The 24,487-nt window shown below is 32.6% G+C and carries 17 protein-coding genes; 9 read left to right on the forward strand and 8 right to left on the reverse strand.

Features of this window, described 5'->3' with window-relative positions; all coding sequences use genetic code 11:
* Nucleotides 1-2: 2 nt before the first annotated feature.
* Nucleotides 3-1,277 (forward strand): cystathionine gamma-synthase family protein, encoded by a 1,275-nt coding sequence (locus GBO31_RS06265; RefSeq protein WP_219007477.1) that lies wholly within the window; start codon nucleotides 3-5, stop codon nucleotides 1,275-1,277.
* Between the two features lie 84 nt (nucleotides 1,278-1,361).
* Here the strand turns inward: GBO31_RS06265 and GBO31_RS06270 are convergent, their stop codons facing one another.
* From GBO31_RS06270 to GBO31_RS06285, 4 genes are all read right to left on the reverse strand, one after another.
* Nucleotides 1,362-2,354 (reverse strand): LamG-like jellyroll fold domain-containing protein, encoded by a 993-nt coding sequence (locus GBO31_RS06270; protein WP_219007478.1) that lies wholly within the window; start codon nucleotides 2,352-2,354, stop codon nucleotides 1,362-1,364.
* A 213-nt stretch (nucleotides 2,355-2,567) separates the two neighbouring features.
* On the reverse strand, nucleotides 2,568-3,800 hold the full coding sequence (locus GBO31_RS06275; RefSeq protein WP_219007479.1) for a glycosyl hydrolase family 18 protein: 1,233 nt from the start codon (nucleotides 3,798-3,800) through the stop codon (nucleotides 2,568-2,570).
* A 747-nt stretch (nucleotides 3,801-4,547) separates the two neighbouring features.
* The gene (gene fumC / locus GBO31_RS06280; RefSeq protein ID WP_219007480.1) at nucleotides 4,548-5,945 is read right to left on the reverse strand and encodes a class II fumarate hydratase; all 1,398 of its coding nucleotides are present in this window, start codon (nucleotides 5,943-5,945) and stop codon (nucleotides 4,548-4,550) included.
* Between the two features lie 447 nt (nucleotides 5,946-6,392).
* Entirely contained in the window at nucleotides 6,393-8,831 is a 2,439-nt protein-coding gene (locus tag GBO31_RS06285; RefSeq protein WP_219007481.1) for a TonB-dependent receptor domain-containing protein, read from the reverse strand.
* A 273-nt stretch (nucleotides 8,832-9,104) separates the two neighbouring features.
* On the opposite strand from GBO31_RS06285, the gene GBO31_RS06290 reads away from it, so the two are divergent.
* Both GBO31_RS06290 and GBO31_RS06295 read left to right on the forward strand, forming a co-directional pair.
* Nucleotides 9,105-9,662 (forward strand): conjugal transfer protein TraO, encoded by a 558-nt coding sequence (locus tag GBO31_RS06290; RefSeq protein WP_219007482.1) that lies wholly within the window; start codon nucleotides 9,105-9,107, stop codon nucleotides 9,660-9,662.
* A 49-nt stretch (nucleotides 9,663-9,711) separates the two neighbouring features.
* Nucleotides 9,712-12,348, forward strand: a complete 2,637-nt coding sequence (locus GBO31_RS06295) for a DUF5011 domain-containing protein (protein WP_219007483.1) — start codon at nucleotides 9,712-9,714, stop codon at nucleotides 12,346-12,348.
* A 66-nt stretch (nucleotides 12,349-12,414) separates the two neighbouring features.
* Here the strand turns inward: GBO31_RS06295 and arsC are convergent, their stop codons facing one another.
* Both arsC and prfB read right to left on the reverse strand, forming a co-directional pair.
* Nucleotides 12,415-12,756 carry an arsenate reductase (glutaredoxin) gene (gene arsC / locus GBO31_RS06300; protein WP_219007484.1) on the reverse strand — a complete coding sequence of 114 codons (342 nt, stop codon included), beginning with the start codon at nucleotides 12,754-12,756 and terminating at the stop codon, nucleotides 12,415-12,417.
* Between the two features lie 5 nt (nucleotides 12,757-12,761).
* Nucleotides 12,762-13,860 (reverse strand): peptide chain release factor 2 gene (prfB, locus tag GBO31_RS06305; protein WP_219007485.1). Its coding sequence is split into 2 segments (ribosomal slippage): nucleotides 12,762-13,796 and nucleotides 13,798-13,860, totalling 1,098 coding nucleotides; the frame shifts between segments, so codons are not numbered across the junction.
* A 108-nt stretch (nucleotides 13,861-13,968) separates the two neighbouring features.
* Between prfB and GBO31_RS06310 the strand changes: the two genes are divergently transcribed.
* Together GBO31_RS06310 and GBO31_RS06315 are read left to right on the forward strand one after the other, a co-directional pair.
* Nucleotides 13,969-16,383 carry a zinc-dependent metalloprotease gene (locus tag GBO31_RS06310; RefSeq protein WP_219007486.1) on the forward strand — a complete coding sequence of 805 codons (2,415 nt, stop codon included), beginning with the start codon at nucleotides 13,969-13,971 and terminating at the stop codon, nucleotides 16,381-16,383.
* A gap of 64 nt (nucleotides 16,384-16,447) precedes the next feature.
* Entirely contained in the window at nucleotides 16,448-17,461 is a 1,014-nt protein-coding gene (locus GBO31_RS06315) for a threonine aldolase family protein (protein WP_219007487.1), read from the forward strand.
* Between the two features lie 55 nt (nucleotides 17,462-17,516).
* Here GBO31_RS06315 and GBO31_RS06320 read toward each other — a convergent pair whose 3' ends face one another.
* Complete coding sequence (locus GBO31_RS06320; protein WP_219007488.1) at nucleotides 17,517-17,837, reverse strand: YegP family protein; 321 nt, start codon at nucleotides 17,835-17,837, stop codon at nucleotides 17,517-17,519.
* Between the two features lie 234 nt (nucleotides 17,838-18,071).
* Here GBO31_RS06320 and GBO31_RS06325 point away from each other — a divergent pair, with 234 nt between their 5' ends.
* The gene (locus GBO31_RS06325; RefSeq protein WP_219007489.1) at nucleotides 18,072-19,175 is read left to right on the forward strand and encodes an OmpA family protein; all 1,104 of its coding nucleotides are present in this window, start codon (nucleotides 18,072-18,074) and stop codon (nucleotides 19,173-19,175) included.
* A 73-nt stretch (nucleotides 19,176-19,248) separates the two neighbouring features.
* Here GBO31_RS06325 and GBO31_RS06330 read toward each other — a convergent pair whose 3' ends face one another.
* On the reverse strand, nucleotides 19,249-19,572 hold the full coding sequence (locus GBO31_RS06330; RefSeq protein ID WP_219007490.1) for a YbaB/EbfC family nucleoid-associated protein: 324 nt from the start codon (nucleotides 19,570-19,572) through the stop codon (nucleotides 19,249-19,251).
* A gap of 96 nt (nucleotides 19,573-19,668) precedes the next feature.
* Here GBO31_RS06330 and GBO31_RS06335 point away from each other — a divergent pair, with 96 nt between their 5' ends.
* From GBO31_RS06335 to GBO31_RS06345, 3 genes are all read left to right on the forward strand, one after another.
* Nucleotides 19,669-21,783 (forward strand): S9 family peptidase, encoded by a 2,115-nt coding sequence (locus GBO31_RS06335; protein ID WP_219007491.1) that lies wholly within the window; start codon nucleotides 19,669-19,671, stop codon nucleotides 21,781-21,783.
* Between the two features lie 92 nt (nucleotides 21,784-21,875).
* Nucleotides 21,876-22,916, forward strand: coding sequence for a PLP-dependent cysteine synthase family protein (locus GBO31_RS06340; protein ID WP_219007492.1), 1,041 nt, complete (start codon nucleotides 21,876-21,878; stop codon nucleotides 22,914-22,916).
* Between the two features lie 148 nt (nucleotides 22,917-23,064).
* Complete coding sequence (locus GBO31_RS06345) at nucleotides 23,065-24,324, forward strand: aminotransferase class I/II-fold pyridoxal phosphate-dependent enzyme (protein ID WP_219007493.1); 1,260 nt, start codon at nucleotides 23,065-23,067, stop codon at nucleotides 24,322-24,324.
* Nucleotides 24,325-24,487 lie beyond the last annotated feature (163 nt).

Genomic DNA, 24,487 nt, shown 5'->3' on the forward strand with positions numbered 1-24,487 from the left:
ATATGAAAGAGCATCAATTTAATCCAGAAAGCTTAATGATGACTTATGGATACAAACCAGAATTATCAGAAGGCGCAATTAAATGTCCAATTTTTCAAACTTCAACCTTTGTTTTCAAAACAGCAGAAGAAGGAAAAGCATTTTTCGAATTAGCGTATGGTTTAAGAGAAAAATCCGAGAAAGAAGAATTAGGGTTGATTTACAGTAGAATCAACAATCCAAACTTAGAAATATTAGAAAACAGATTATGTCTTTGGGATAAAGCGGATGATTGTGCAGTTTTTGAAAGTGGAATGTCTGCTATTAGTACAGTGTTATTAGAATTCCTGAAGCCTGGTGATTTATTGGTGTATAGTAATCCAGTTTATGGAGGAACAGATCATTTTATTCAACATTTTTTAGATAAGATCGGTGTTCATACGATAGGAGTAATGCCTAATCAAAGCATAGCTGAAGTAGAGCAGATGATCGAAGAATCTGGTAAAGCGGATAAACTAGCTATGATCTATTTAGAAACGCCAGCAAACCCAACAAATGATATCGTAGATATTGCAAAGTTTAGTCAAATAGCATCAAAGTATAGTACAGAAGATCGTAAAGCGTTAGTAGCCGTAGATAATACGTATATGGGACCTTTATGGCAGCATCCATTGCAATGTGGAGCAGATTTAGTACTGTACTCAGCGACAAAATATATTGGTGGTCACAGTGACTTGATAGCTGGTGCGGTTTTAGGAAATTCTGAATTGATGGTTCGTGTAAAAACACTTAGAACATTCCTAGGTAATATGGTAAGCCCACACACGGCTTGGCTCATGTTACGAAGTTTAGAAACCTTAAAGGTTCGTATGGATCAACAAACCAAAAATGCCCAAGTAGTGGCAGAATATCTAAAGAATCATCCTAAAGTAGAGAAAGTATTTTATCTTGGATTGTTAGAAGAAGGAACAGAAGCTCACGGTATTTATAAAAAACAATGTTCTGCTCCTGGAGCAATGGTATCTTTTGATATAGTGGGCGGAGAAAAAGAAGCATTTATGTTCCTTAATAATCTAAAGCTCATGAAATTAGCGGTTAGTTTAGGAAGTACAGAAAGTTTAGCGGAACATCCTAAAACAATGACCCACGCTGGAGTAGATGAGCAACAAAGACAACAAATGAACATCACGGATCAGTTGGTACGATTATCTATTGGTGTAGAAAGCATGGATGATCTTATTTGGGATTTAGAGCAAGCTCTCGAAAAAGTAGAAGTGAATACTGCAGTAGAAATTTAGGCTACATAAAACCATTATTCATATAGTAAAGAACGCTCAGAGTATAATCTGAGCGTTCTTTGTTTGCAATCTGGTCATTGATTTTTAGTTTTCATAGAGTTCAATAATCTCTTCTGTACATAAAGCTCTATTATAAATCCTTACATCATCAATAGCTCCTTTAAAAGTACTTGATGGTAAGTTCAATCGAGTACCTATTAATAAAGGAGAATCATTATAATTAAATTGGCCTTCTACAGTTTCAATTGCAACTAATTCGTCATTTATATATAGATACATTGTTTGATCTTTAAAAACTCCGGATATTAAGTACCATTGATTAATATTATATCCAGATTTTCTTACTTGGGTTAGATTACCATCTGTAGTCATCGAAAAAATTATATCATTTGTTGCAGACATCGATAATCCATATGGTACAGCGAATATTCCGTTTACAAAAGAACCTTTTCGCATGATTACTTGACTTTTAATTTCTTCTGGAAAAACCCATGCAGAAATGGTAAACTCATTAGTTAGTCTAATTTGATTATTGTCAGATATGCTTATGTCATCATCTACGCCATCAAAATAATATGCAGCATCAGTATTGGAAAACCTATCATTCGTTAGTACTGCTCCATTAACTACACCGTTATTATTAAACCCACTTGTATCATTTGAATTTGAATCCATCGGATAATACGCTAATAGTGTAGGTTCATTGGCTACACAATTCGTAATAAGATTTACTGTAACCATTACAATCTCTGTTACGTTTCCATTTTTAATCTCCACAGTTGCGGTTAATTGCAGGTTGGCCTTAATATCAAATAAATCCGAATTTAACACAGAAACTTCTCCAGTTATAGAGTTTACATCCATAGCTCCAGCAGGAGTTTGTGAAGTTATCGAAAAAGTAAGTGTACCCTGATTTGTAGACGCATCTATAGTTCCAAGAATTTGACCTTCAGATGGATTTTCATTTGTTGTTACTGAAAAATCTGAAACAATAATTATGGTCTCCATATTATCGTCATCATTAGTACAGGAAGTTATAATAAACAGAGAGAGTAAAAGTAGTTTGATTGTTTTCATCTATTTGTGTTTTTACTATGGGTAACAATTTTGATATAATTGTTACCCTAAAAAAATAGATTTTTTCCCTTTTTTACTCAATAATTAAAAATTAGAAGGTATGAGACGTTATCACGGAACCAAAAATAGGTTTAATACCTACATAATTTTCTTAGCTTAATACAATTTGCCAAAGAAAAACGATGTAATCTAAATATTCTATTTGTTATTGTYTTATTTCAGGATTGTTTCTTTGGAAAACTTTTCCGCAAGTAGGTCCCATAATTCAGTATATCCATCATCATAACCTAATGCCCAAATACCAACACCAGAAATCTTTTTCTTTTTGATCCAATCATATTTTATGGATAAGGATTTTACATCTTCAAAAAAGAGTTGCCTATAGCCATTGTTTTTAAAATCTTTGAAAACCATATAACTAGACATACTTTCGTTATCAAATTTTGTTTGGATTTTTAAGGAATCAATATATTCCTTTTTTATAGTGTTATAACTAGGATGTGATTTGAACTTAGTCACAGGACTTCCTATTTTGGGGTCTTTTGTATACCATTCAGCACCATAATACGGTAATCCAATGATCAATTTGTTAAAGTCTACTCCTTTTTTATGGTAATACTCAACGGATGTTTGGAGACCATTTCCAAACTTTGTGGTTTTCTTAAAAGGAGTAACAGGTCCAGTAATTTTGCTAAAACTACCATAATAATCATACCCCATTAATGTGTAAAAATCTATATGTGCATCTATTGCTTCAATATCAAAAATATCGTTCCAGTCTGTTGCATACAGACATAAAGAAACCTGATAATTTGGATTTATTGTTTTTAAATGTTTTGAAATATTGATAATGAATTTAGCGAAGTGTTTTCGATTTTTTCTGGATACACCTTCGAAATCTATATTTATTCCGTCAGCGGACCTTACTTTTAGTAAAGCACTTAAATTATTAGCCAATGTCTTTTGTGCTTTCTCATTTTCCAAGAAAATACGATTGTTTTTATTACCAAAATTTGATACAGACAAGAAAMCTTTWCAACCTTTTGCTTTTGCACTATCTATTAATGAAGTCGTTTTCCATTGATGAATGCTTTTATAGTTTCCTGTTTTAGGCTGTATGTCATATGAGAAATAGGAGATACCCCATAATAAGGAGAAATCATAATTTTTGTAAATGGATCCATTTGAGTAGATATGCCATCCAAAGGTGCGAATATTTGGTAGTAGTTCTCTCTCTTTATGAACTGTTTGCTTTATTGATCTGTTGTGTAAGCTATCCCATTGTTTTTCTGTAGTAAAACTATATTTTGAAAATTGTTCATTTTGTAAATGACGATCACTTGTATGGTTCGAGATATTTGAATCTTCTTCTTTATGTTTAGTGTCATTTTTAGCACATCCCGTTAATTGAAGTGTTAGAATAATTAAAATGAATAACTGTTTCATCTATAGGTTGATTGTTAAATGGAATTTATTAGTAGGAACATATTTCATTATCAATAAAATGTTGAGATTTACTTTTAACGATTTTATATGTCTTATATAAAGATACTAATATCATTAGATGAGAAATATCAATTTTATCAAAATTATTTAATATCTTAAAATATTGATTTTCAATTACTTAAATCAAAAAGGGTGTTYCTCACTATGAATTTCGGGTGTTTTCCCCCATTGTGTTGTGTGTTTTCCTGAAGTATATTTGTACCAGAAATATTAAAAAAGAGATATTAACCATATACACAGATAATATTATGAACTTACTAGGCATTAATTTTCGTTTTATTTTAGATTTTTTACAGGAACTTCCAAAAGCTAGCAGCCACGCTATCCATAGATAGAAAAAATCAAGAAATATGAAATACAAGTGTTTTTACGTATTTCATTAGACCCAAAGAGCAATTAATATTGTATTAAAATAAAAACCAAATTCTATTCAACACCTTTACACAAGATATTATGAAACCATTTCGTATTAATTTCAGATTTTTGAAAAAATTTTTAAAAGAGCTTCCTAAGGCTTGTAGCCACGCGATACACAGGTAAAACTGTTGTTTCAAGAAAGGAAGAAACAGTTTATTAGAATTTTGGGGGAAATTCTAATAGTTTAGTTATAATAATGGGGACAAAAAAACCGGATGCTAATGCATACGGTTTTTTTATTATTGGTTTAACTTAAATAAAAACAGTTTTCTATTTCATAGCACCTACCATATCTTCAGGTTTTACCCACTCATCAAATTCTGTTTCGGTAACATATCCTAGAGCGATGGCTTCTTGTTTTAATGTTGTTCCGTTTTTATGCGCTGTATTCGCAATTTCTGCTGCCTTATAATATCCAATTTTCGTATTCAAAGCAGTTACTAACATTAACGAATTATTCAATAATTCAGTAATTCTAGCTTGATTAGGTTCAATACCTTGAGCACAATGTTCTTCAAATGAAACACAAGCATCTCCAAGTAGTTGAGCACTTTGTAGCAAATTAGCTGCCATTACAGGTTTAAAAACATTAAGCTCAAAATGACCTTGCATTCCTCCAACATTGATAGCTACATCGTTACCCATTACTTGCGCACATACCATAGTAAGTGCTTCACATTGCGTTGGGTTTACTTTTCCAGGCATAATTGAACTTCCTGGTTCATTTGCAGGGATAATTAGTTCTCCAATACCACTTCTTGGTCCTGATGCTAACATTCTAATATCATTACCTATTTTATTCAGAGATACTGCTAACTGTTTTAGAGCGCCATGAGTTTCTACAAATGCATCATGTGCTGCAAGTGCTTCAAATTTGTTTTCTGCAGTTATAAAAGGTAACCCTGTAAACTGAGCAATAAACTCAGATACTCTTTTTGCATAACCTTTTGGAGTATTTAAACCAGTACCTACTGCCGTTCCTCCTAAAGCGATTTCAGCCAAATGTGGTAGAGTATTCTCTAATGCTTTAAGACCATGATCTAACTGCGATACATACCCAGAAAGTTCTTGACCAATAGTAAGAGGTGTTGCATCCATAAAATGCGTACGACCAATCTTTACAACATCTTTAAAAGTTTCAGATTTCTTTTTTAATGTATCTCTTAACTGAGTAATACCAGGAATCGTAACTTCTATGATCTTTTTATAAGCTGCAATGTGCATTCCTGTAGGGAAAGTATCATTAGATGATTGTGATTTGTTTACATCGTCATTCGGTTGAATAGTTTTTTCTCCTTCTCCGATAGTTTTACCAGCAATCTGATGCGCACGATTGGCAATCACTTCATTTACATTCATGTTACTTTGTGTACCAGAACCTGTTTGCCAAATAACTAAAGGAAACTGATCATCATGCTTTCCTTCTAAAATTTCATCGCATACTTGAGCAATAAGATCTCTTTTTTCTATTGGTAATACTCCTAATTCACAATTAGTAAATGCAGCTGCTTTTTTTAAATATGCAAAACCATATACTATTTCTAATGGCATCGATCCTGGTGTACCTATTCTAAAATTGTTTCTGGAACGTTCTGTCTGTGCTCCCCAAAGTTTATCCGCAGGCACTTTTACTTCGCCCATGGTATCTTTCTCTATTCTATATTCCATAGCTATGATGATTTGTTTTTCAAACGGCAAATTTAAGAATTTGTAGAGCTTTTTGGGAATAAAGATTGTACTTTTTAGAAGAGAAATTGATTTAAATTTTGGTTCAAAAAATAAATCATATTTATACTATGAGATAAATATAAGAGTTAGTATCTTTGACAAAAATTGAAATTAGATTACTATTATGTTCGAATTTGATCAATACCTTGGTTTTTTAGCATTCCTAACAATCCTAACAATTGGATTTTGGTTAATGATATTTTTATTAACGTTTGTAATTCCTTATTGGATTTTTGGAGCTACAATTGAAAACTTCAAATTAAAGCAAGAGGCTAAGCGCAAGGCTAGAGGAGAAGCATAAAATTAGTATTAGTTATATATAATAAAAAGGGAGATCATTCGATCTCCCTTTTTATTTAGTAGTATTTATGATTTTGACATGTTTATTTATCCTTCAAATTCGTCATCTCCACCACCAAAATTGTTTCTAGAGCGTTGCCTTTTCTTTTTCTGATTAAACCTATATGTAAAGGATACTGTAAAACTACGCTCTCTCCATTGAAACTCACTATCTGTAATAAAAGTTTCTGTAGTAGCAACACTTCTACGTTTTCTGCTATTAAAAAGATCACTTACATTAAACGTTAATGAGGCTTTTTCTTTAAACAAATCTTTACTAAAGGCTAAGTTTACGCTTAGTAATCCTTCTGTTTTTGTTTGTGCGTTTTCGTTAGGACCTGCGTAAAAAGCTGTAGTCTGCCAATCTATTTTAGCAGGTAAAGTAATTTTGTTATTTAATCTAGCGAACCAACTAAAATTATCTGCATCAAAATTTTGCCCATTAAAATCACCTCTTATGTTATTTTGAAAGGCATTAAAGTTACCATTGATTCTCCATTTACGACTTGGACTATACGTAAGCGTAAATTCAAAACCATAGCGATCTGAACTGGATAAATTAATAGGTCTTCTTCGAATAACAGAAACTTCAGTACCATTACCAATAATAGCGGTATCACCTGTATCTTCTGCAATAAACGTAAATATTTGTGTAGAGCGATTATAATAAATAGAAGAATTGACAGTAAGCTTGCCTAGTCTATTTAAATAGCCAAGATCAAGAACATTAGAATAGCTAGGATCCAAATCTGAGTTTCCTTGAAAGRTATTTGTAGCACTTGACCTAGATGGAAAAGGATTAATAAATCTTGAACGTGGTCTTCTAATCCTACGATTATATCCCAAAGTTATACTTTGTTTTTCTGTTAATTGGTATCCTAAATTGATGGTAGGAAAGATATCCGTATATATCTTTTTGTCAAAATCTCCACTGGTTTTTTGATCAATAGTTATTCTTGTACTTTCTACTCTTAAACCTAGTAAATAAGATAATTTTCCAGTTTTACTTCCTAATTGCGTATATCCTGCATTGACTTGCTCTTTAAACAAAAGATTGTTTGATAAATCTGTATCAGTTACAACCTGTCCATTTGTATCAAATTCAACTAAAAAATCAGTGTCTAATTCATTGAAATTCCCCCTATAACCAAGTTCAAATTGAGTTTTTTTTCCGATAGGAAGTATGTAATCTGATTGTATTAAAATACGATCTTGCTTTTCTAAAGTATTAACAAGTTCTATAGTAGAAACATTTTCTTGAGTGATACGAGAATTTTCTTCTTCTTCACTATTTTCTATCTGAAAGTCGAAGGTTAATTTATGGCCATTTTCATTGAAATCTTTATTATAATTGATCGCATATTGTTTTGTCATATCATCTTCAACTTCAGGATCAATACGTAGATTACTGCTCAATAGATTTCCATTTCCATCAGGTTCTGTTATTAAGTTGGAAGTATTTCTTTCATTATCACTAGATCTATATAAAAATGAAGCCGTAATAGAAGAAGAATTATTGACATACCATTCTACACCAAGGTTGGTATTTAATCCTTTTCGAATTCTGTCAAAATCTCTTTTTTCGTTAAGAAAAGTATCAGGATTATCTACATCAGTATCTGGATCAATATTAAAAAAACGAGTTTCCGATAGTGAATTACCTGGAACTTCTCGATAATTATATCCAGATGTAGTAAAAAAATTCAGATCTCCTGTACGATAATTTATATTTCCAGAAATCCCTGCTTGTAACGGAAATCCGGTATTTACAGTAAGAGCTCCATTTAGCCCTTGTAATTTACTTCTTCTTAGAATGATATTCAATATTCCAGCAGTTCCTTCCGCATCATAACGTGCTGATGGTGAGGTAATCACTTCTACTCGCTCAATAGATTCAGCTGGTAATTGTCGAAGTGCATCTGTACTGTTCAATCCAACGAGTCCTGAAGGCTTTCCATTGATCAAAATCCTTACATTATCATTACCTCGTAAAGCAACATTTCCTTCCACATCAACGGATACTGATGGAACATTATCTAATACATCGCTTACAGTACCACCACTAACAGTAAGATCTTTACCGACGTTGTATATTTTTTTATCTAACTTTATTTCTACCGTTGTCTTTTCCGCGATTACTACAACATCATCCAGTGATTCTGTATCTAAACTTAATGAAATCGTACCTAGGTTAGTATTAGTAAATAGCTTTTGCTTGGATAAGGTTATGGTTTTGAAAGATATGTACTCTACGGATACATTATAAATAGCAGCTGGAACTTCAATTGTAAAATTCCCATTACTTTCCGTTATTCCACCTGTAATTACTTTGTTTTCTTTCGGATTTATAAATGAAATAGTTGCATATTCTAGAGGTTCATTAGTTTCTTTATCAATAACTTTCCCCGTAACTTTTATTGTTTTTCGTTGACTAAAAGATGTAAATCCAATAAAGAGGGTTAGTAACAGTAGGATAATTTTCCACATATTTTTTGTATTGGTGGCCAAAAATATGATTCGACTTTGCGGATATCGGTTAAAGCACTGTTAAATAATATAAGAAGCTTTTAGTCAGTTGATTATGAAATTAAATTGTTAAAAAAAATTAACAGAAATATAATTTATGTAAATCTTATTAAGATTTGAAAGAATTTAGTTACAATAATAATAGTGCAAAATCCGTTAGCGTTTTTTAGTTTTGCACATAATCTGGCGGAAAAAAGCTTAAAAAAAACATCACAAATTAATAAAACAGGGTTTATGAAAAAACTTTTTGCAAACAAGACTCTATTGTTACTATTATTTATTGTTGGTTCATCTCTATCATCATATTCTCAAAGTCATAAATTGGCACTTTCATTAACTGGAGGTTATGTCGATAGTGGTTTTGGAGGTTTAGCTACTTTGGACTACAAAGTAAATGAGTTTGACTATCTACAGTTTGGTTTACAAGGTAATTTTACAAATTTAGAAGTTCAGAATATAGATGTTCCAGTAAATCTCTATGCATTCAATGCAGGTTTCTTTTTCGATGTTCTTAGAAATAATAAAAGAACTTTTGCTCTTTCTCTAGGAGCTGGAGGAACGGTGGGTAGTGAGATTATAAATAGCGGTGATACAAAACTTGAGAACAATCAGGATTTAGATTTAGATCCTAGTAAAATTGTTTTTGGAGCTTATGCAGGTATTGATGCTGATATTTTTTTAATACCTACTATTGCGATCAACATTAAAGCTCAAGAGATATATCATTTCAATAGTGAAATAGGAGAGTTGACACCTTATTTTGGTGTTGGTGTGAAATTAATATTGAAGTAACCTATTGATATATTTTGATATTAAGATTTAAAAATTACAATAAAATTAAATGAAGAAAACTTTTCAATATACAGTATACGGGTTAGTTTCTATTTTCTTAATGATTGCCTGTAACAAAGAGATCACAGAAGATTTGTTAATATTTTTTAAAGTAGAATTTAGTGAGACAAATTTTGAGGCATTTATTAACACTGAAGAAGAAACTAAGTTTAGTATAGTAGGAGTTGATGATGTTTCTGCTGGTGATTATCAAATCAAATATGATGTTACCGAGGGTGCAGGATCTTATTTTTTGAATGATGTGGAGATTCCAGGAAATCAATTTATTGATTTACCAAATGGTCCTGATTTTACTTTAGAATTTGTTGGTACTACTGTAGGTACCAGTAGGGTTTTGATTACTTTAAGGGATCAACAGGAAAGAGAAGAGGCATTTGAGTTAACCTATAATGTAAATGATACGGATTTTACTTTCGATGTTACACCAAGTTCAGAAATGACATTCGTTACAGGAGAAATTGACTTGAATCTTTCAATAGAAGAAATTAGCACAGCAACTTATGAAATTGGGTATACTTTTGTTACACCAACAGATACAGATGCTGCAGGAACAGGTACAATCAGTGTTAATGGAACTGCGTTAGAACCCGATACCTTAAGAAGCATCAATGTAGGTGAATCACTTTGGAAATTTGAAGGGTTAACAGTTGGAACTGTTGATGTAGAATTTACCGTGACTAGTAGCTTGGGAATTTCCAAAACAGAATTGCTTAGCATTGCAATTGGTGAAACTCCAGATTTTACCTTTTCAGCTACTATTGTAGATAGCACGAATCCTACATTAACTACGAATTCTGGTGCTGCGATCAATTTTAATATAACCGAAACAGTAGGAATGTCGAGTTATGTAATGAATTATAGTTCTTCTAATACAGGTAATCTTGTATATGGTGGAGATACGTTTGCGCCAGGAGATGATATTCCTGTTCAGGTTGGTGAAAGTATTGGTACTTATGTAGGTACTGTTGCAGGAGAACATATGATAGAATTTAGGGTTGCCAATGCTAACACAGTTGCTATTTCAAGAGAAGCTTCTATAACCTTAAATTATACAGATCCTGATGGCACGCCACCAGTTATTGAATTAGTTGGCGATGCAGAAATCACGATTAATGTTGGGGATGTGTTTAATGATCCAGGAGCGACTGCTACCGATGATATTGACGGTGATATCTCTGCAAATATTACTGTTGCTGGATCCGTAAATGTAAATGTTCCAGGAACTTATACTTTGGTATACAGTGTGCAAGATTCTTCTGGAAATACGGCTACGGTTGAACGAGTTGTGATTGTCGTAGATAATATTTCACCCGTGATTACCATTTTAGGAGATAATCCTTTAATAATAAGACAAGGAGATGCTTTTAATGATCCAGGAGCTACTGCTACTGATAATATAGATGGTGATATTACTTCGGAGATTCAAGTTACTGGAACTGTAAATGCAAATGTAGTAGGAACTTATCAATTGACCTATACGGTAAGCGACGCTGCTGGAAATCAGGATTCTGCGGTAAGAACGGTAAATGTCGTAAGTGATGATCCTCCTGTAATAACTATAGTAGGAGATAATCCGTTAGAAATTAGTTTTGGTGCTACTTTTACAGATCCAGGAGCTACTGCAACAGATGATATTGACGGAGATATAACAGATCAAATACAGGTAACTGGTTCGGTTGATGTTAACACTATTGGCTCTTATACTTTGGTGTATTCTGTAACAGATTCTTCAAATAATACTGTTGAAGTTACTAGAACTGTGAATGTTATTGATAATACTAGTCCAGTAATAGAATTGGTGGGATCTAATCCTTTCAATGTGAATATAAGTACTGCCTTTAATGATCCAGGCGCTACTGCTACTGATAATGTTGATGGAGATTTAACAGCAGATATTACAGTTTCAGGATCTGTCGACGTTGATACTCCTGGTGATTATGTGTTAACATATAGTGTTACAGATTCTTCTAATAATACTGCCACAACGACAAGAACTGTTAGAGTAATAGATAATATAGCTCCAGTTATTACTTTAAATGGAGCATCTACAATTACGGTTCAACAAGGAGGAAGCTATACCGATCCAGGAGCTACCGCTTCGGATAATGTCGATGGAGATATTACTACTTCTATACAAACAACAGGTAATGTGAATTTGAATGTACCTGGAACGTATACAATAGCGTATAATGTACAGGACGCTGCAGGAAATAATGCCGTGGAAGTGGTTCGTACGGTGATTGTGGAATCTAATATTAATTTTAATAGAGCTACAGGAATTCTTACTGCACCAGCTGGTTCTTCAGTTGAAGTTACTATGAATTCTGGAGGAGATACAAGTGGTAATGCAAATATCCAAGCTTTCGATCAAAATAATAATAACTTAGGTGTTGGGATTACTTGTTGGGGCTTAGGTCCTGGAGAATTATGCTTAATTGATGATGGTGATGGAGATACTGCTTCAACTTCGTTTAATTTTACTATGCCTGCTGATGGAATGGCAAGGTTTACTGGTTCACATGATCCAGCAGCTGGATCCTCAGGTAGTGGAACAAGCTTTAGTATTAGTGTAGCTGGAGAAGTTTTTAATGGTACAATGAGCGCTTCTAATGGAATACCTCAATAAAAAATTAAACAATAGTATATTATAGTTAACAAAAAAACCTCGAAAATTATTTTCGAGGTTTTTTTGTTATAAGATATCGATAACTTTCTCTGGAGGTCTACCAATAATAGCCTTATTATTTTTTATTACAATTGGTCTTTCAATTAATTTTGGATGATCAATCATCGCTTTTACCACTTCTTCATTAGTAAGTTGTTTTCCTTTGAATTCTTGTTTCCAGATTGCTTCATTTTTTCTTACTAAATCTATTGGCTCTACACCTAATAGAGTAATAATGTCTGCTAATTCATCCTCTGTTAAAGGATTTTCTAAATATTTAATGATCTGTAAATCCTCTTTTTTTTCTTCTAGAATAGAAAGACATTGTCTGGATTTACTACATCTAGGATTATGATATATTGTCGTCATATTTTTTAATCTTCATTTTTTTGTCCCATCATCATAAGATATGCTTTCAAAAAAGCATCTATGTTTCCATCCATAACTGAATCAACATTTCCAGTTTCTTCAGCTGTTCTCACATCTTTTACCAATTTGTATGGATGCATTACGTAATTTCGAATTTGAGATCCCCATTCGATTTTCATTTTGGAAGCTTCAATTTCGTCGCGCTGTGCTTGTCTTTTTTTAAGTTCAAGCTCGAAAAGTTGAGATTTAAGCATTTGTAAAGCTTTTTCTCTATTATCGTGTTGAGATCTAGAATCAGAACAAGATATTTGAATTCCAGTAGGGAAGTGGGTTAGCTGTACTTTAGTTTCTACTTTATTCACATTTTGACCACCAGCTCCACTAGATCTTGAGGTGATAATTTCATAATCAGAGGAATTGATATCTATTTCTATACTATCATCTGCCAATGGGTAAACATATATAGAAGCGAAAGAAGTGTGTCTCTTAGCATTACTATCAAAAGGAGATATCCGTACTAATCTATGAACTCCATTTTCTCCTTTTAACCATCCAAAAGCATACTCACCTTCAATTTCTAAAGTAACTGTTTTAATACCAGCAACATCACCTTCCTGATAATTCAATTCTTTTACTTTATACCCTTGTTTTTCGGCCCACATGAGGTACATTCGCATTAGCATACTAGCCCAATCACAACTTTCAGTTCCACCTGCACCTGCAGTAATTTGAAGAACAGCACTCATGCTATCACCTTCGTCACTTAACATGTTTTTGAATTCAAGATGTTCTATTAAATCAAGTGCAGTTTCGTGGCTTTTGCTAACTTCCTCTTCGGTGGCATCACCTTCTTTATAAAATTCAAATAAAATTTCGAGATCGTCAATTAAGCTTATACTTTTTTCATACTCAGAAACCCATTTTTTCTCTGAGTTTAAAGCACGCATTAGTTTTTCTGCTTCTTGAGCATCATCCCAAAAATCAGGAGCATATGTTTTTTCTTCTTCGTTGGCTATTTGAATAAGTTTGGCATCAATGTCAAAGATACCTCCTTAACGCAACCAGGCGCTCTCTAAGATCTTGTAAAGTCTCAGTATTGATCATATTTCAATTATTTTTTGACAAAAATAGGATTTAACAATTCAGTAGGAAATAATTTTGCTATTATTTTATAGTTTTAATTTTTTTGTAATTCACATTAATCATTCTTACATGAGATTGTATATAACCATCCTGTTTTTAATAATTAGTCAATTAATTTCAGCCCAATTTTTAGATAAACAAAAGGACTTAAAGTCTTTTGAAGGTTTTTTTAACTTTTATTATAGTGAGCAAAAAGATGCTATCTATTTAGAAGTTGATCAATTAGATACCGAGTTTTTATACGTTCATTCTTTAGCTTCAGGCTTAGGTTCAAATGATATAGGTTTGGATAGAGGGCAAATAGGAAATGGAGTTATCGTAAAGTTTAAAAAAGCTGGTAATAAATTATTGTTAGTTCAACCTAATCAGAGATATAGAGCGATAACAGAAAATAAGTTAGAGAAAAAAAGTGTTGAACAAGCATTTGCAAAATCCATTTTATTTGGTTTTCCCATAAAAGAAAAAAAAGGAGAGAATTATATTATTGATTTATCACCTTTTTTAATGCAAGATACTCATGATGTTATTGGTAGATTAAAAAACATGAATGAAGGAAACTATAGTGTAGATAAAACTAAAAGCGCTATTAGTCTAGAAAGAACCAAAGCTTTTCCTAAAAATGTTGAGTTTGAGTCTTTATTAACGTATAAAGGAATTCCAAAAGGTGGAAATGTTTGGTCTGTTGCTCCAGATCCAAAACTTCTAACAGTTATTCAGCATCACTCATTTGTTCAATTGCCAGATAATAATTACAAAAAAAGAGTATTCGACCCAAGAAGTGGAGCACTTTCAATATCCTATTTGGACTATGCAACTCCAATTCAAGAACCGATCGTAAAAAGGTATATCAAACGACATCGATTAGAAAAGAAAAATCCTGAATTAAAAGTAAGTGAAGCTAAAGAACCAATAATATATTATTTAGATCCTGGTACACCTGAACCAGTAAGATCGGCATTATTAGATGGAGCAAGATGGTGGAATGAAGCCTATGAAGCTATTGGTTTTAAGAATGCTTTTCAAGTAAAAATGCTTCCGGAAGATGCGGATCCAATGGATCTTAGATATAATGTAATTCAATGGGTACATCGCTCAACAAGAGGATGGAGTTATGGGGCAAGTGTTGTAGATCCCAGAACTGGAGAAATATTAAAAGGACATGTAAGTTTAGGAAGTTTAAGGATTAGACAAGATTTCCTTATTGCGCAGGCTTTATCAAATAAGCCTTTTGCAACCAGTGATTCCAATTACCAACCTATGTTAGAAATGGCATTAGCCAGAATTAGACAGTTATCAGCACATGAAGTAGGACATACTATTGGTTTTGCTCATAATTTTGCTGCTAGTACAAACAATAGAGCTTCGGTAATGGATTATCCCCATCCAACAATTAATATAAAGGATAATCAGATTGATTTTTCTAACGCCTACGATACCAAAATAGGTGTTTGGGATAAAGTTACTGTTGCTTACAGTTATTCTGAATTTGATAATAATATTAATGAGAAACAACAATTAGATAAAATATTGTCTGATGCATATGCCTCTGGATTACGCTTTATTTCTGATAGTGATGCTAGACCGCGAGGAGGAGCACATGGATTAGCACATTTATGGGATAATGGAAGCAATGCTGCAGAAGAATTAAAAAACGTTTTGCAAGTAAGAAACCTTGCAATGAAAAATTTTTCAGAAGATAATATTAGAAGTGGTGAACCTTATTCTGTTTTAGAAGATGTATTTGTTCCCTTATATTTTTATCATAGATATCAAACAGAAGCTGCGGTAAAATTAGTAGGAGGTTTGAATTATAATTATGCTACCAAAGGAGACGGACAAACTATTGTAGAAGTAATTTCGGCAAGAGAACAAAAAGAAGCATTAGATCAAATTCTTTATACATTATCTCCAGAAGTTTTGGCAATTCCAGAAAGTAAATTGAAGCTATTTCCACCTAGAGCTTTTGGTTATGGTCGAACTAGAGAGTCGTTTAAAGGGAATACAGGTGTTGGATTTGATGCATTAAGTGCTGCTTCAACAGCTAGTGATATGAGTTTATCTTTGTTACTAAATTCAGAAAGAATTTCGAGATTAGTTCAACAAAGTAGTTTGTATGAAAATCAATTAGAGCCATCAGAGGTAATGGATAAGCTTATTCAAAAGGTTTTTAATTCAAAACCAAAAAATAAGTATCATAATGAAATACAACAGGTAGTAAAAAATAATACACTTAAACACCTAATGAATCTCGCGAACAATACAAATAGTTATCCTCAAGTACAAGCAATAGCTCATAATTCACTACAAAAAATACGCTCTTTGTTAACTTCTGGAAAAACAAAAGATTTGGATCTGGTGTACAACAATTATTATTTAAAGCAGATTGAAGATTTTATGAGAAAACCTGATCAATTTACATTAATTCCTTCTCCAAAAATTCCTGATGGTTCTCCTATTGGAAGTTTTCAATGTACCTTGCACTGAGATTTTTAAAAAACACCCTAGAATTATTAACAAATTTCAAAAACTAAATTATTTATTATAAAATATGATTATCGACCTTAGAAGTGATACCGTCACTAAACCTACTCCCCAAATGCTAGAAGCTATGATGATGGCTAAAGTTGGAGATGATGTATATAAAGAAGATCCAACAGTAAACGACTTAGAAGAGAAGATTGCAAGCATGTTTGGTAAAGATATGGCGCTATATTTTCCTTCAGGTAGTATGGCAAATCAAGCAGCGATTAAGTTGCATACGCAACCAGGAGAACAACTTATTGCGGATAAATATGCACATGTTTACAATTATGAAGGTGGAGGAGTTTCTTTTAATAGTGGTGTATCTTGTAAGTTAATCGATGGTAACAGGGGAATGATAACTGCAGATCAGGTTACATCTTCTATAAATCCTCCAGATTTTTATCATAGTCCATTAACAAGTTTGGTGTGTATAGAAAATACTACTAATAAGGGTGGAGGAGCTTGTTATGACTTTAAGGAAATTGAAGAAATCAGAAAAGTCTGTAATGATCACAATTTAGGATATCATTTGGATGGTGCAAGATTATGGAATGCAATAGTGGCAAAACAAGAAACCTTTAAACAGTACGGAAAAGTATTTGATACGATATCTGTTTGTTTAAGTAAAGGCTTGGGAGCGCCAATGGGATCAGTTTTGATAGGAGATAAGGAGCTTATGCAAAATGCTATCAGAGTACGAAAAGTATTAGGAGGAGGAATGAGACAAATTGGTTTTATGGCTGCTGCAGGGCTTTATGCAGTTGATTATCATATTGATCGTTTACATGATGATCATGTAAAGGCGAAAGATATTGGACAAGTATTAGACACATTATCCTTTGTAACCAATGTAGAACCAATAGATACAAATATTATCATATTTACCATAGCAGGAAATGAAGAAGAATTTATTGAGCAGATGGCAAAGAAAAATATTCATTTTTATGGAATGGGACAGGGAAAACTAAGATTTGTAACCCATCTCGATTATACAGATGAAATGCATGAATATTTTTTGAATGTCTTAAAAAGCTTATAAATAAAAAAGCTGCTCGTTATTCGAGCAGCTTTTCTATTTTAAATATTTTTATGTCTTAAATTTCTTTGGTATCCGCTCCTGGAGCATTTTCTTTTACAGAATTTATTCCGTTCTCCATACCAGATTCAGAGGTATACATTTGGCTACTACCAATTATCTGACCATTGGTAGCTTTTAGATTAAAATAAAACTTTCCATCTTTAGATGTTTTTCTCTCATATCTTCCGTCTTCAGAAGAATTTTTTTGCACTGAAGCAATTCCATTAACAGCAGCAGCTTTACTGTTGTAAACTTCACTACTTAGAATTACTTGTCCATTTTTTGCTTTTAAAGTAAAATGGTAATTAGACCCTTCTTTATTTTTGAGTTCAAACATATTGATGATTTTTTAATAAAATTAGACTGATTTTGATAAAAATATAGAATTAAAAGGAAAAAGAAAAATACAATAAAAACCAAATATTCCTTTTTTCTGCATTTCATCGAATAAAAAAACAGTATATCGAAAACGAACTAGTTTTTTCAAATGTTAATTTTAACATTTCTTTTTCATACTCATAATTTCGTACCTTTAAATGTAACATAATAATAACCACAAAATCATCAACACATGAAAAACAGAATTTTACTTGTTTTCCTTGCATTTGCAGGTATTGTAGTTCAAGCACAAGACCTTCCAGCTAATCCTGAGCCTGGAAAATGTTATGTACGTTGTACTACACCTGATATTTATGAAAATCAGACAGTGCAAGTTCAAATTACACCTGAATATAGAAAGCTTAAAACATTTCCTGCTACTTTCGAAAAGGTAACAGAAAGAGTTATGATAAAGGAAGAGACTAAAAAGTTTACGTATGTACCTGCTAAATATAAGAATGAAACAGTAACTTTTATAAAAAAGCAGAAAGCTTCAAAATTAGCAGTTATTCCTGCTAAATTTGGTACAGGTGCAGAAACAGTAGAAACAAAACCTGCATATGCACAATGGGAACTAGGTTCTCCAGCACCTGATTGTGCATCTAGTAACCCAGATGATTGTCGTTACTGGTGTTATAAAGGATACCCTGCAGAATTTACAACAGTTCCAGTTCAGACGTTAAGTTCGGATGCTTCTACTAGAAGTACTCCAATTGACGAGCTAACAAGTACTTACATTAAACGAGTAATTGCTGAGCCAGCAAGAGTAGACGAGACAGTTATACCAGCGGAATATGCAACCATTACTAAAACAGTTATGGTAAAAGATGCATATACCGAAGAAGTAGTAGTACCAGCAACTTTTAAAACCGTAAGCAAAGAAGTACTCACACAAAAAGGAGGATTGACAACTTGGAAAGAAGTTGAGTGCTCATTAGTAGAATATTCTGCTTTACCAATTAACTGGAATCTTGGTAGTGCAACACTTACTTCACAAGCGAAGAATATTATTGATACAAGATTAATGCCTGTATTAGCAAATAATCCTGGTACTAAAATGGAAATTGCTTCTCATACAGATTCTAGAGGCTCTAAAGCAAGCAATAAGAGTTTGTCAGAAAGAAGAGCACAAGCTGTAGTAACCTATTTACTTTCTAAAGGTGTAAATGGAAGTAGATTAGTAGCTAATGGATATGGAGAAAATAGATTGAAAAACAGATGTTCTGATGGAGTTTCATGTACTGAACGTCAGCATGCTGCAAATCGAAGAACTGAATTTAGATTAATTAATAACTAACCATCAGTTATGTATTAATACGAAAAAAGGAAGCAATATGCTTCCTTTTTTTATATGCTTGTGCTTATCCGAATTATTTAAAAAGATCCAAACCAGGAATATCAGGCATTCCTTCCTTGGCTACTGCAGCTAATTCTGTTTCGTTAACAGAAGTTGCTTTTGAAATCGCCTTATTAATAGTAAGAATTAGATAATCCTCTAATTGTTCTTTATCACTTAATAATTCATCAGCGATAGAAATACTTTTGATTTCTCTATTAGCCGTAATCGTTACTTTAAGAAGGTTATCCGAACTAGTCTCATCAACCATAACGGTATCCAATCTTTTTTTAGTTTCTTCAACTTTTTTTTGGGTTTCTTTTAATTTACCCATCATTCCCATCATATCTCCAAACATCGATTTTATTTTTTTAATGATTTATTAAGAACAAAATTAGTATTTTACCTGTTAATAAACTAAGAGATTTAAGCGAAAAGTCTAGAAGTAATATGAATGTTAACTCTTACTTTTGCAACTTCGCGTATAAAAAAAATAAATACCATAACATTGCAGATAGAAGTTCAAAATCCCGTTGTAGAAAAAAAACCTACTCGTTTAGAAAAACATGGTGATATTCGTGTTGATAATTATTTTTGGCTTAATGATAAGGAAAACCCTGAAGTCATTGATTATTTGAATATGGAAAATGATTATAATGAAAAGATGATGGGACATACCAAAGATTTTCAAAATAATCTTTTTGAAGAAATGAAGAGCCGAATTAAAGAAGATGATTCATCTGTTCCATACAAACTCAATGGATATTGGTATATAACACGTTACGAAACTGGAAAAGATTATCCTATATATGCTCGTAAAAAAGGAAGTTTAGAAGCAAAAGAAGAAATCTTATTTGATTGTAATAAAGAAGCTGAGGGACATTCATATTTTAAAATGGTTGGATTAAATGTAAGTCCAGATAATACTTTGATCGCTTTTGGAGTAGATACAGTAAGTAGAAGAAAATATACCATACACATAAAGAACTTAGTTACAGGAGAGATATATCCTGAAACAATTGAGACTACTACTGGAGGAAGTACTTGGGCTGCAGATAGTAAAACCTTGTTTTACACAAAAAAAGATGAAGATACCTTACGATCTCATAAAATTTATAGACATCAATTAGCTTCGGACCCATCAGAAGATGTAGAGATTTATCATGAATCAGATGATACCTTTAATACGTTTGTGTATAAAACAAAATCTAAAGAATATATTGTTATCGGTTCTAGTAGTACCTTAACATCAGAATATCATATTCTTAAAGCTAATGATCCGACAGGGAGTTTTAAAGTTTTTCAACCCAGAACTAGAGGTTTAGAATATGGGATCGCTCATTATGATGGATACTTTTATGTATTGACCAATGCGGATAATGCAAAGAATTTCAAATTAATGAAAGTTTCTGAAGAGAATACTTTGAAAGAAAATTGGGTAGATGTAATTCCTCATCGTAAAGATGTTTTATTAGAAGATGTAGACATTTTTAAAGACTATTTGGTAATTAGTGAACGTAGTAATGGTTTAAACAAGATTAATATCAAAAGATGGGATGGTAAGGAGGATTATTACCTGCCTTTTGACAATGAAACCTATACTGCTTATGTAAGTACCAATGTAGACTTTGATACTAAATGTTTGCGATATGCTTATAATTCTTTGACAACTCCTAATTCTGTGATTGATTTTGATATGGATACAAGAAGAAAAGATATCAAGAAAGAACAGGAAGTTTTAGGAAATAAATTTGATAAAAATAATTATGTGTCTGAACGTGTATGGGCCTTTGCAGAAGATGGAGTAAAGGTTCCAATTTCATTAGTATATAAAAAAGGGATAAAAAAAGATGGCAATAATCCACTACTACAATATGCTTATGGATCTTATGGTTCAACTATTGATCCCTACTTTTCTACGGTTCGATTAAGTTTGTTAGATAGAGGGTTTGTCTATGCAATCGCTCATGTAAGAGGAGGAGAGTACTTAGGTCGATCGTGGTATGAAGATGGTAAATTATTTAAAAAGAAGAATACATTCACAGATTTTGTGGATTGCTCTAAATTTTTAATTAAAGAAGGATATACATCTTCTAAACACTTATATGCAATGGGAGGTTCTGCTGGAGGACTTTTAATGGGCGTAGTTGTTAATATAGCACCTGATCTCTATAATGGTGTAGTGGCAGCGGTTCCATTTGTTGACGTTGTAACAACTATGCTAGATGATAGTATTCCCTTAACCACTGGGGAATATGATGAATGGGGAAATCCAAATAAAAAGGAGTATTATGATTATATGAAATCATACTCTCCTTATGATAATGTAAAAGCTCAAAATTATCCAAATATGTTGATTACTACTGGACTTCATGATTCTCAAGTTCAATATTGGGAACCTGCAAAATGGGTGGCTAAACTTAGAGAATTAAAAACAGATAAAAATCTTCTTTTGTTACATACGAATATGGAAGCAGGGCATGGAGGAGCTTCAGGAAGATTCGAAGCATTGAAAGAGGTTGCAGAAGAATATGCATTTTTATTAGATTTAGAAGGTATCAAGAATTAATTAAAAAAATTAACGTAACTTCGTAGCGTTTTTGTAACAGTTTATAGACTCCCCTTTAATTAGTTCTGTAGACTTGTTTAAACACAACCCATATGAGAGAAAATATACAAGCTTATAATAATGTTTTAGAGCTTATAGGTGAAACACCACTTGTAAAATTAAACAGAATTATGAAAGGCTATCCTGGTAATTTCTATGCAAAAATAGAATCTTTTAATCCAGGTCACTCCACTAAAGATAGAATAGCACTATATATTATAGAACAAGCTGAAAAAAAAGGTATTTTAAAGCCTGGTAGTACAATTATTGAAACTACTAGTGGTAACACTGGTTTTAGCCTAGCAATGGTTAGTGTTATTAAGGGTTATAATTGTATTTTAGCAGTGAGCTCAAAATCTTCAAAGGACAAAATTGCCATGCTTAAAAATATGGGAGCTAAGGTTTATGTTTGTCCAGCTCATGTAAGTGCTGACGACCCTAGATCTTACTATCAGGTTGCCAAAAGACTTCATGAAGAAATTCATGGTTCTGTATATATAAATCAATATTTTAATGAATTAAATGTCGATGCACATTACAATTCTACAGGACCAGAAGTTTGGAATCAAACAGCAGGAAAAATTACCCATTTTGTAGCTTGTTGTGGAACTGGAGGAACGATTTCTGGAACAGCAAGATATTTAAAAGAACAGAATAGTGCAGTAAAGGTTTTTGGAATTGATGCCTATGGATCTGTTCTAAAAAAATATCATGAGACTAAAGAGTTCGATGAAGAAGAGATATATCCTTATCGAATAGAAGGTTTAGGTAAGAATTTAATACCTACAGCAACTGATTTTGATATCATAGATAAATTCGAAAAGGTAAGCGATGAAGATAGTGCGCATACGGCTAGAGAACTTGTTAAATCTGAAGGTATGTTTTTAGGATATACTAGTGGAGCTGCTATACAAGGAATAAAACAACTTGCAGAACAAGGTGAGTTTGATGAACATAGTAATGTAGTAGTCATATTGCCAGATCATGGTTCTAGATATATGAGTAAGGTATTTAGTGATGATTGGATGTTGGAACAAGGATTTTTTGATAGTATACATGAAGAAGATACTACAAAAGTCCAGTTTGTTAAGTAAATATTTAAAAGAAAAAACTTAGGCATCTGGTTTATTTACAGATGCTTTTTTTGTGAAAAATGGGGATTGTAGTGATTTGGAATATAATTATGCTATCACATCAATTTTCTGTATTTTCGCAAACTTAAAGAAATCAAATTTGCGGTAGATGAGAGATTTATTTGATAAAATATACAAAGACAAAGGACCTTTAGGGAAATGGGCAGATCAAGCGGAAGGATATTTTGTTTTTCCAAAGTTGGAAGGTCCAATATCAAATAGAATGAAGTTTCAGGGAAGAGAAGTAGTTACCTGGAGTATAAATGATTATTTGGGGCTTGCTAACATGGATGAGGTTCGTAAAATAGATGCAGAAGCTGCTGCTGCTTATGGCTCTGCATATCCTATGGGAGCCAGAATGATGAGTGGTCATACAGATCTTCACGAACAATTACAAAATGAACTTGCAGAATTCGTACATAAAGAAGCTGCATATTTATTGAATTTTGGATATCAAGGAATGGTATCTACTATTGATGCTTTGGTAAGTAAAGACGATATCATTGTCTATGATGTAGATGCTCATGCTTGTATCATTGATGGTGTTAGATTACATCAAGGTCAACGATATACATATCGACATAACGATATTGAAAGTATCGAAAAAAACCTGATGAGAGCTACTAGAATGGCTCAGAAAACAGGAGGAGGAATTTTGCTGATTTCTGAAGGTGTTTTTGGAATGCGTGGAGAGCAAGGAAGATTAAAAGAAATAGTTGCTTTAAAAGAAAAATATAATTTCAGACTATTTGTGGATGATGCACACGGTTTTGGTACATTAGGAGCTACTGGAGCAGGAACCGGAGAAGAGCAAGGAGTACAAGATGAAATTGATGTGTACTTTGCTACATTTGCAAAATCTATGGCTAGTACAGGAGCATTTATAGCTGCAGATCAAGAGATTATAGACTATCTTAAATACAATCTTAGATCTCAAATGTTTGCTAAATCCTTACAAATGCAGTTAGTAGTGGGTGCTCTTAAGCGATTAGATATGCTTAGAACAATGCCTGAACTAAAAGCGAAGTTATGGAGAAATGTAAATGCACTTCAAAATGGTTTACGTGATAGAGGATTTGATCTAGGTACTACACAAAGTTGTGTGACTCCAGTATATTTAAAAGGAAGTATACCGGAAGCAATGGCTCTAGTTAAGGACCTTAGAGAGAATCATGGTATATTTTGTTCAATAGTAGTGTATCCTGTAATTCCTAAAGGGATGATTTTATTGAGACTGATACCAACAGCATCTCACACTATGGAAGATATAGAAGACACATTGAATGCGTTTTCTGCTATTAGAGAATCCTTAGAGAACGGAACATATAAGAAAGTATCTGCTGCCCTTGCAGAAGCAATGGGAGAGTAGTTAAATGCTTTATATTATAAAAAATCCGCTATTAAAAATAGCGGATTTTTTATTTACTTATCTTTCTATTTGAGAAGCCGTATTAGAAAGGATATTTTAATGATTAATAGGTTCTCAAAATGCAATAAATAGATTACAAATTTATATTTGAGTATGTATCTTT

Origin of the sequence: Aquimarina litoralis, assembly GCF_019295435.1 — a bacterium.
Taxonomy (GTDB): Bacteria; Bacteroidota; Bacteroidia; order Flavobacteriales; family Flavobacteriaceae; genus Aquimarina; species Aquimarina litoralis_A.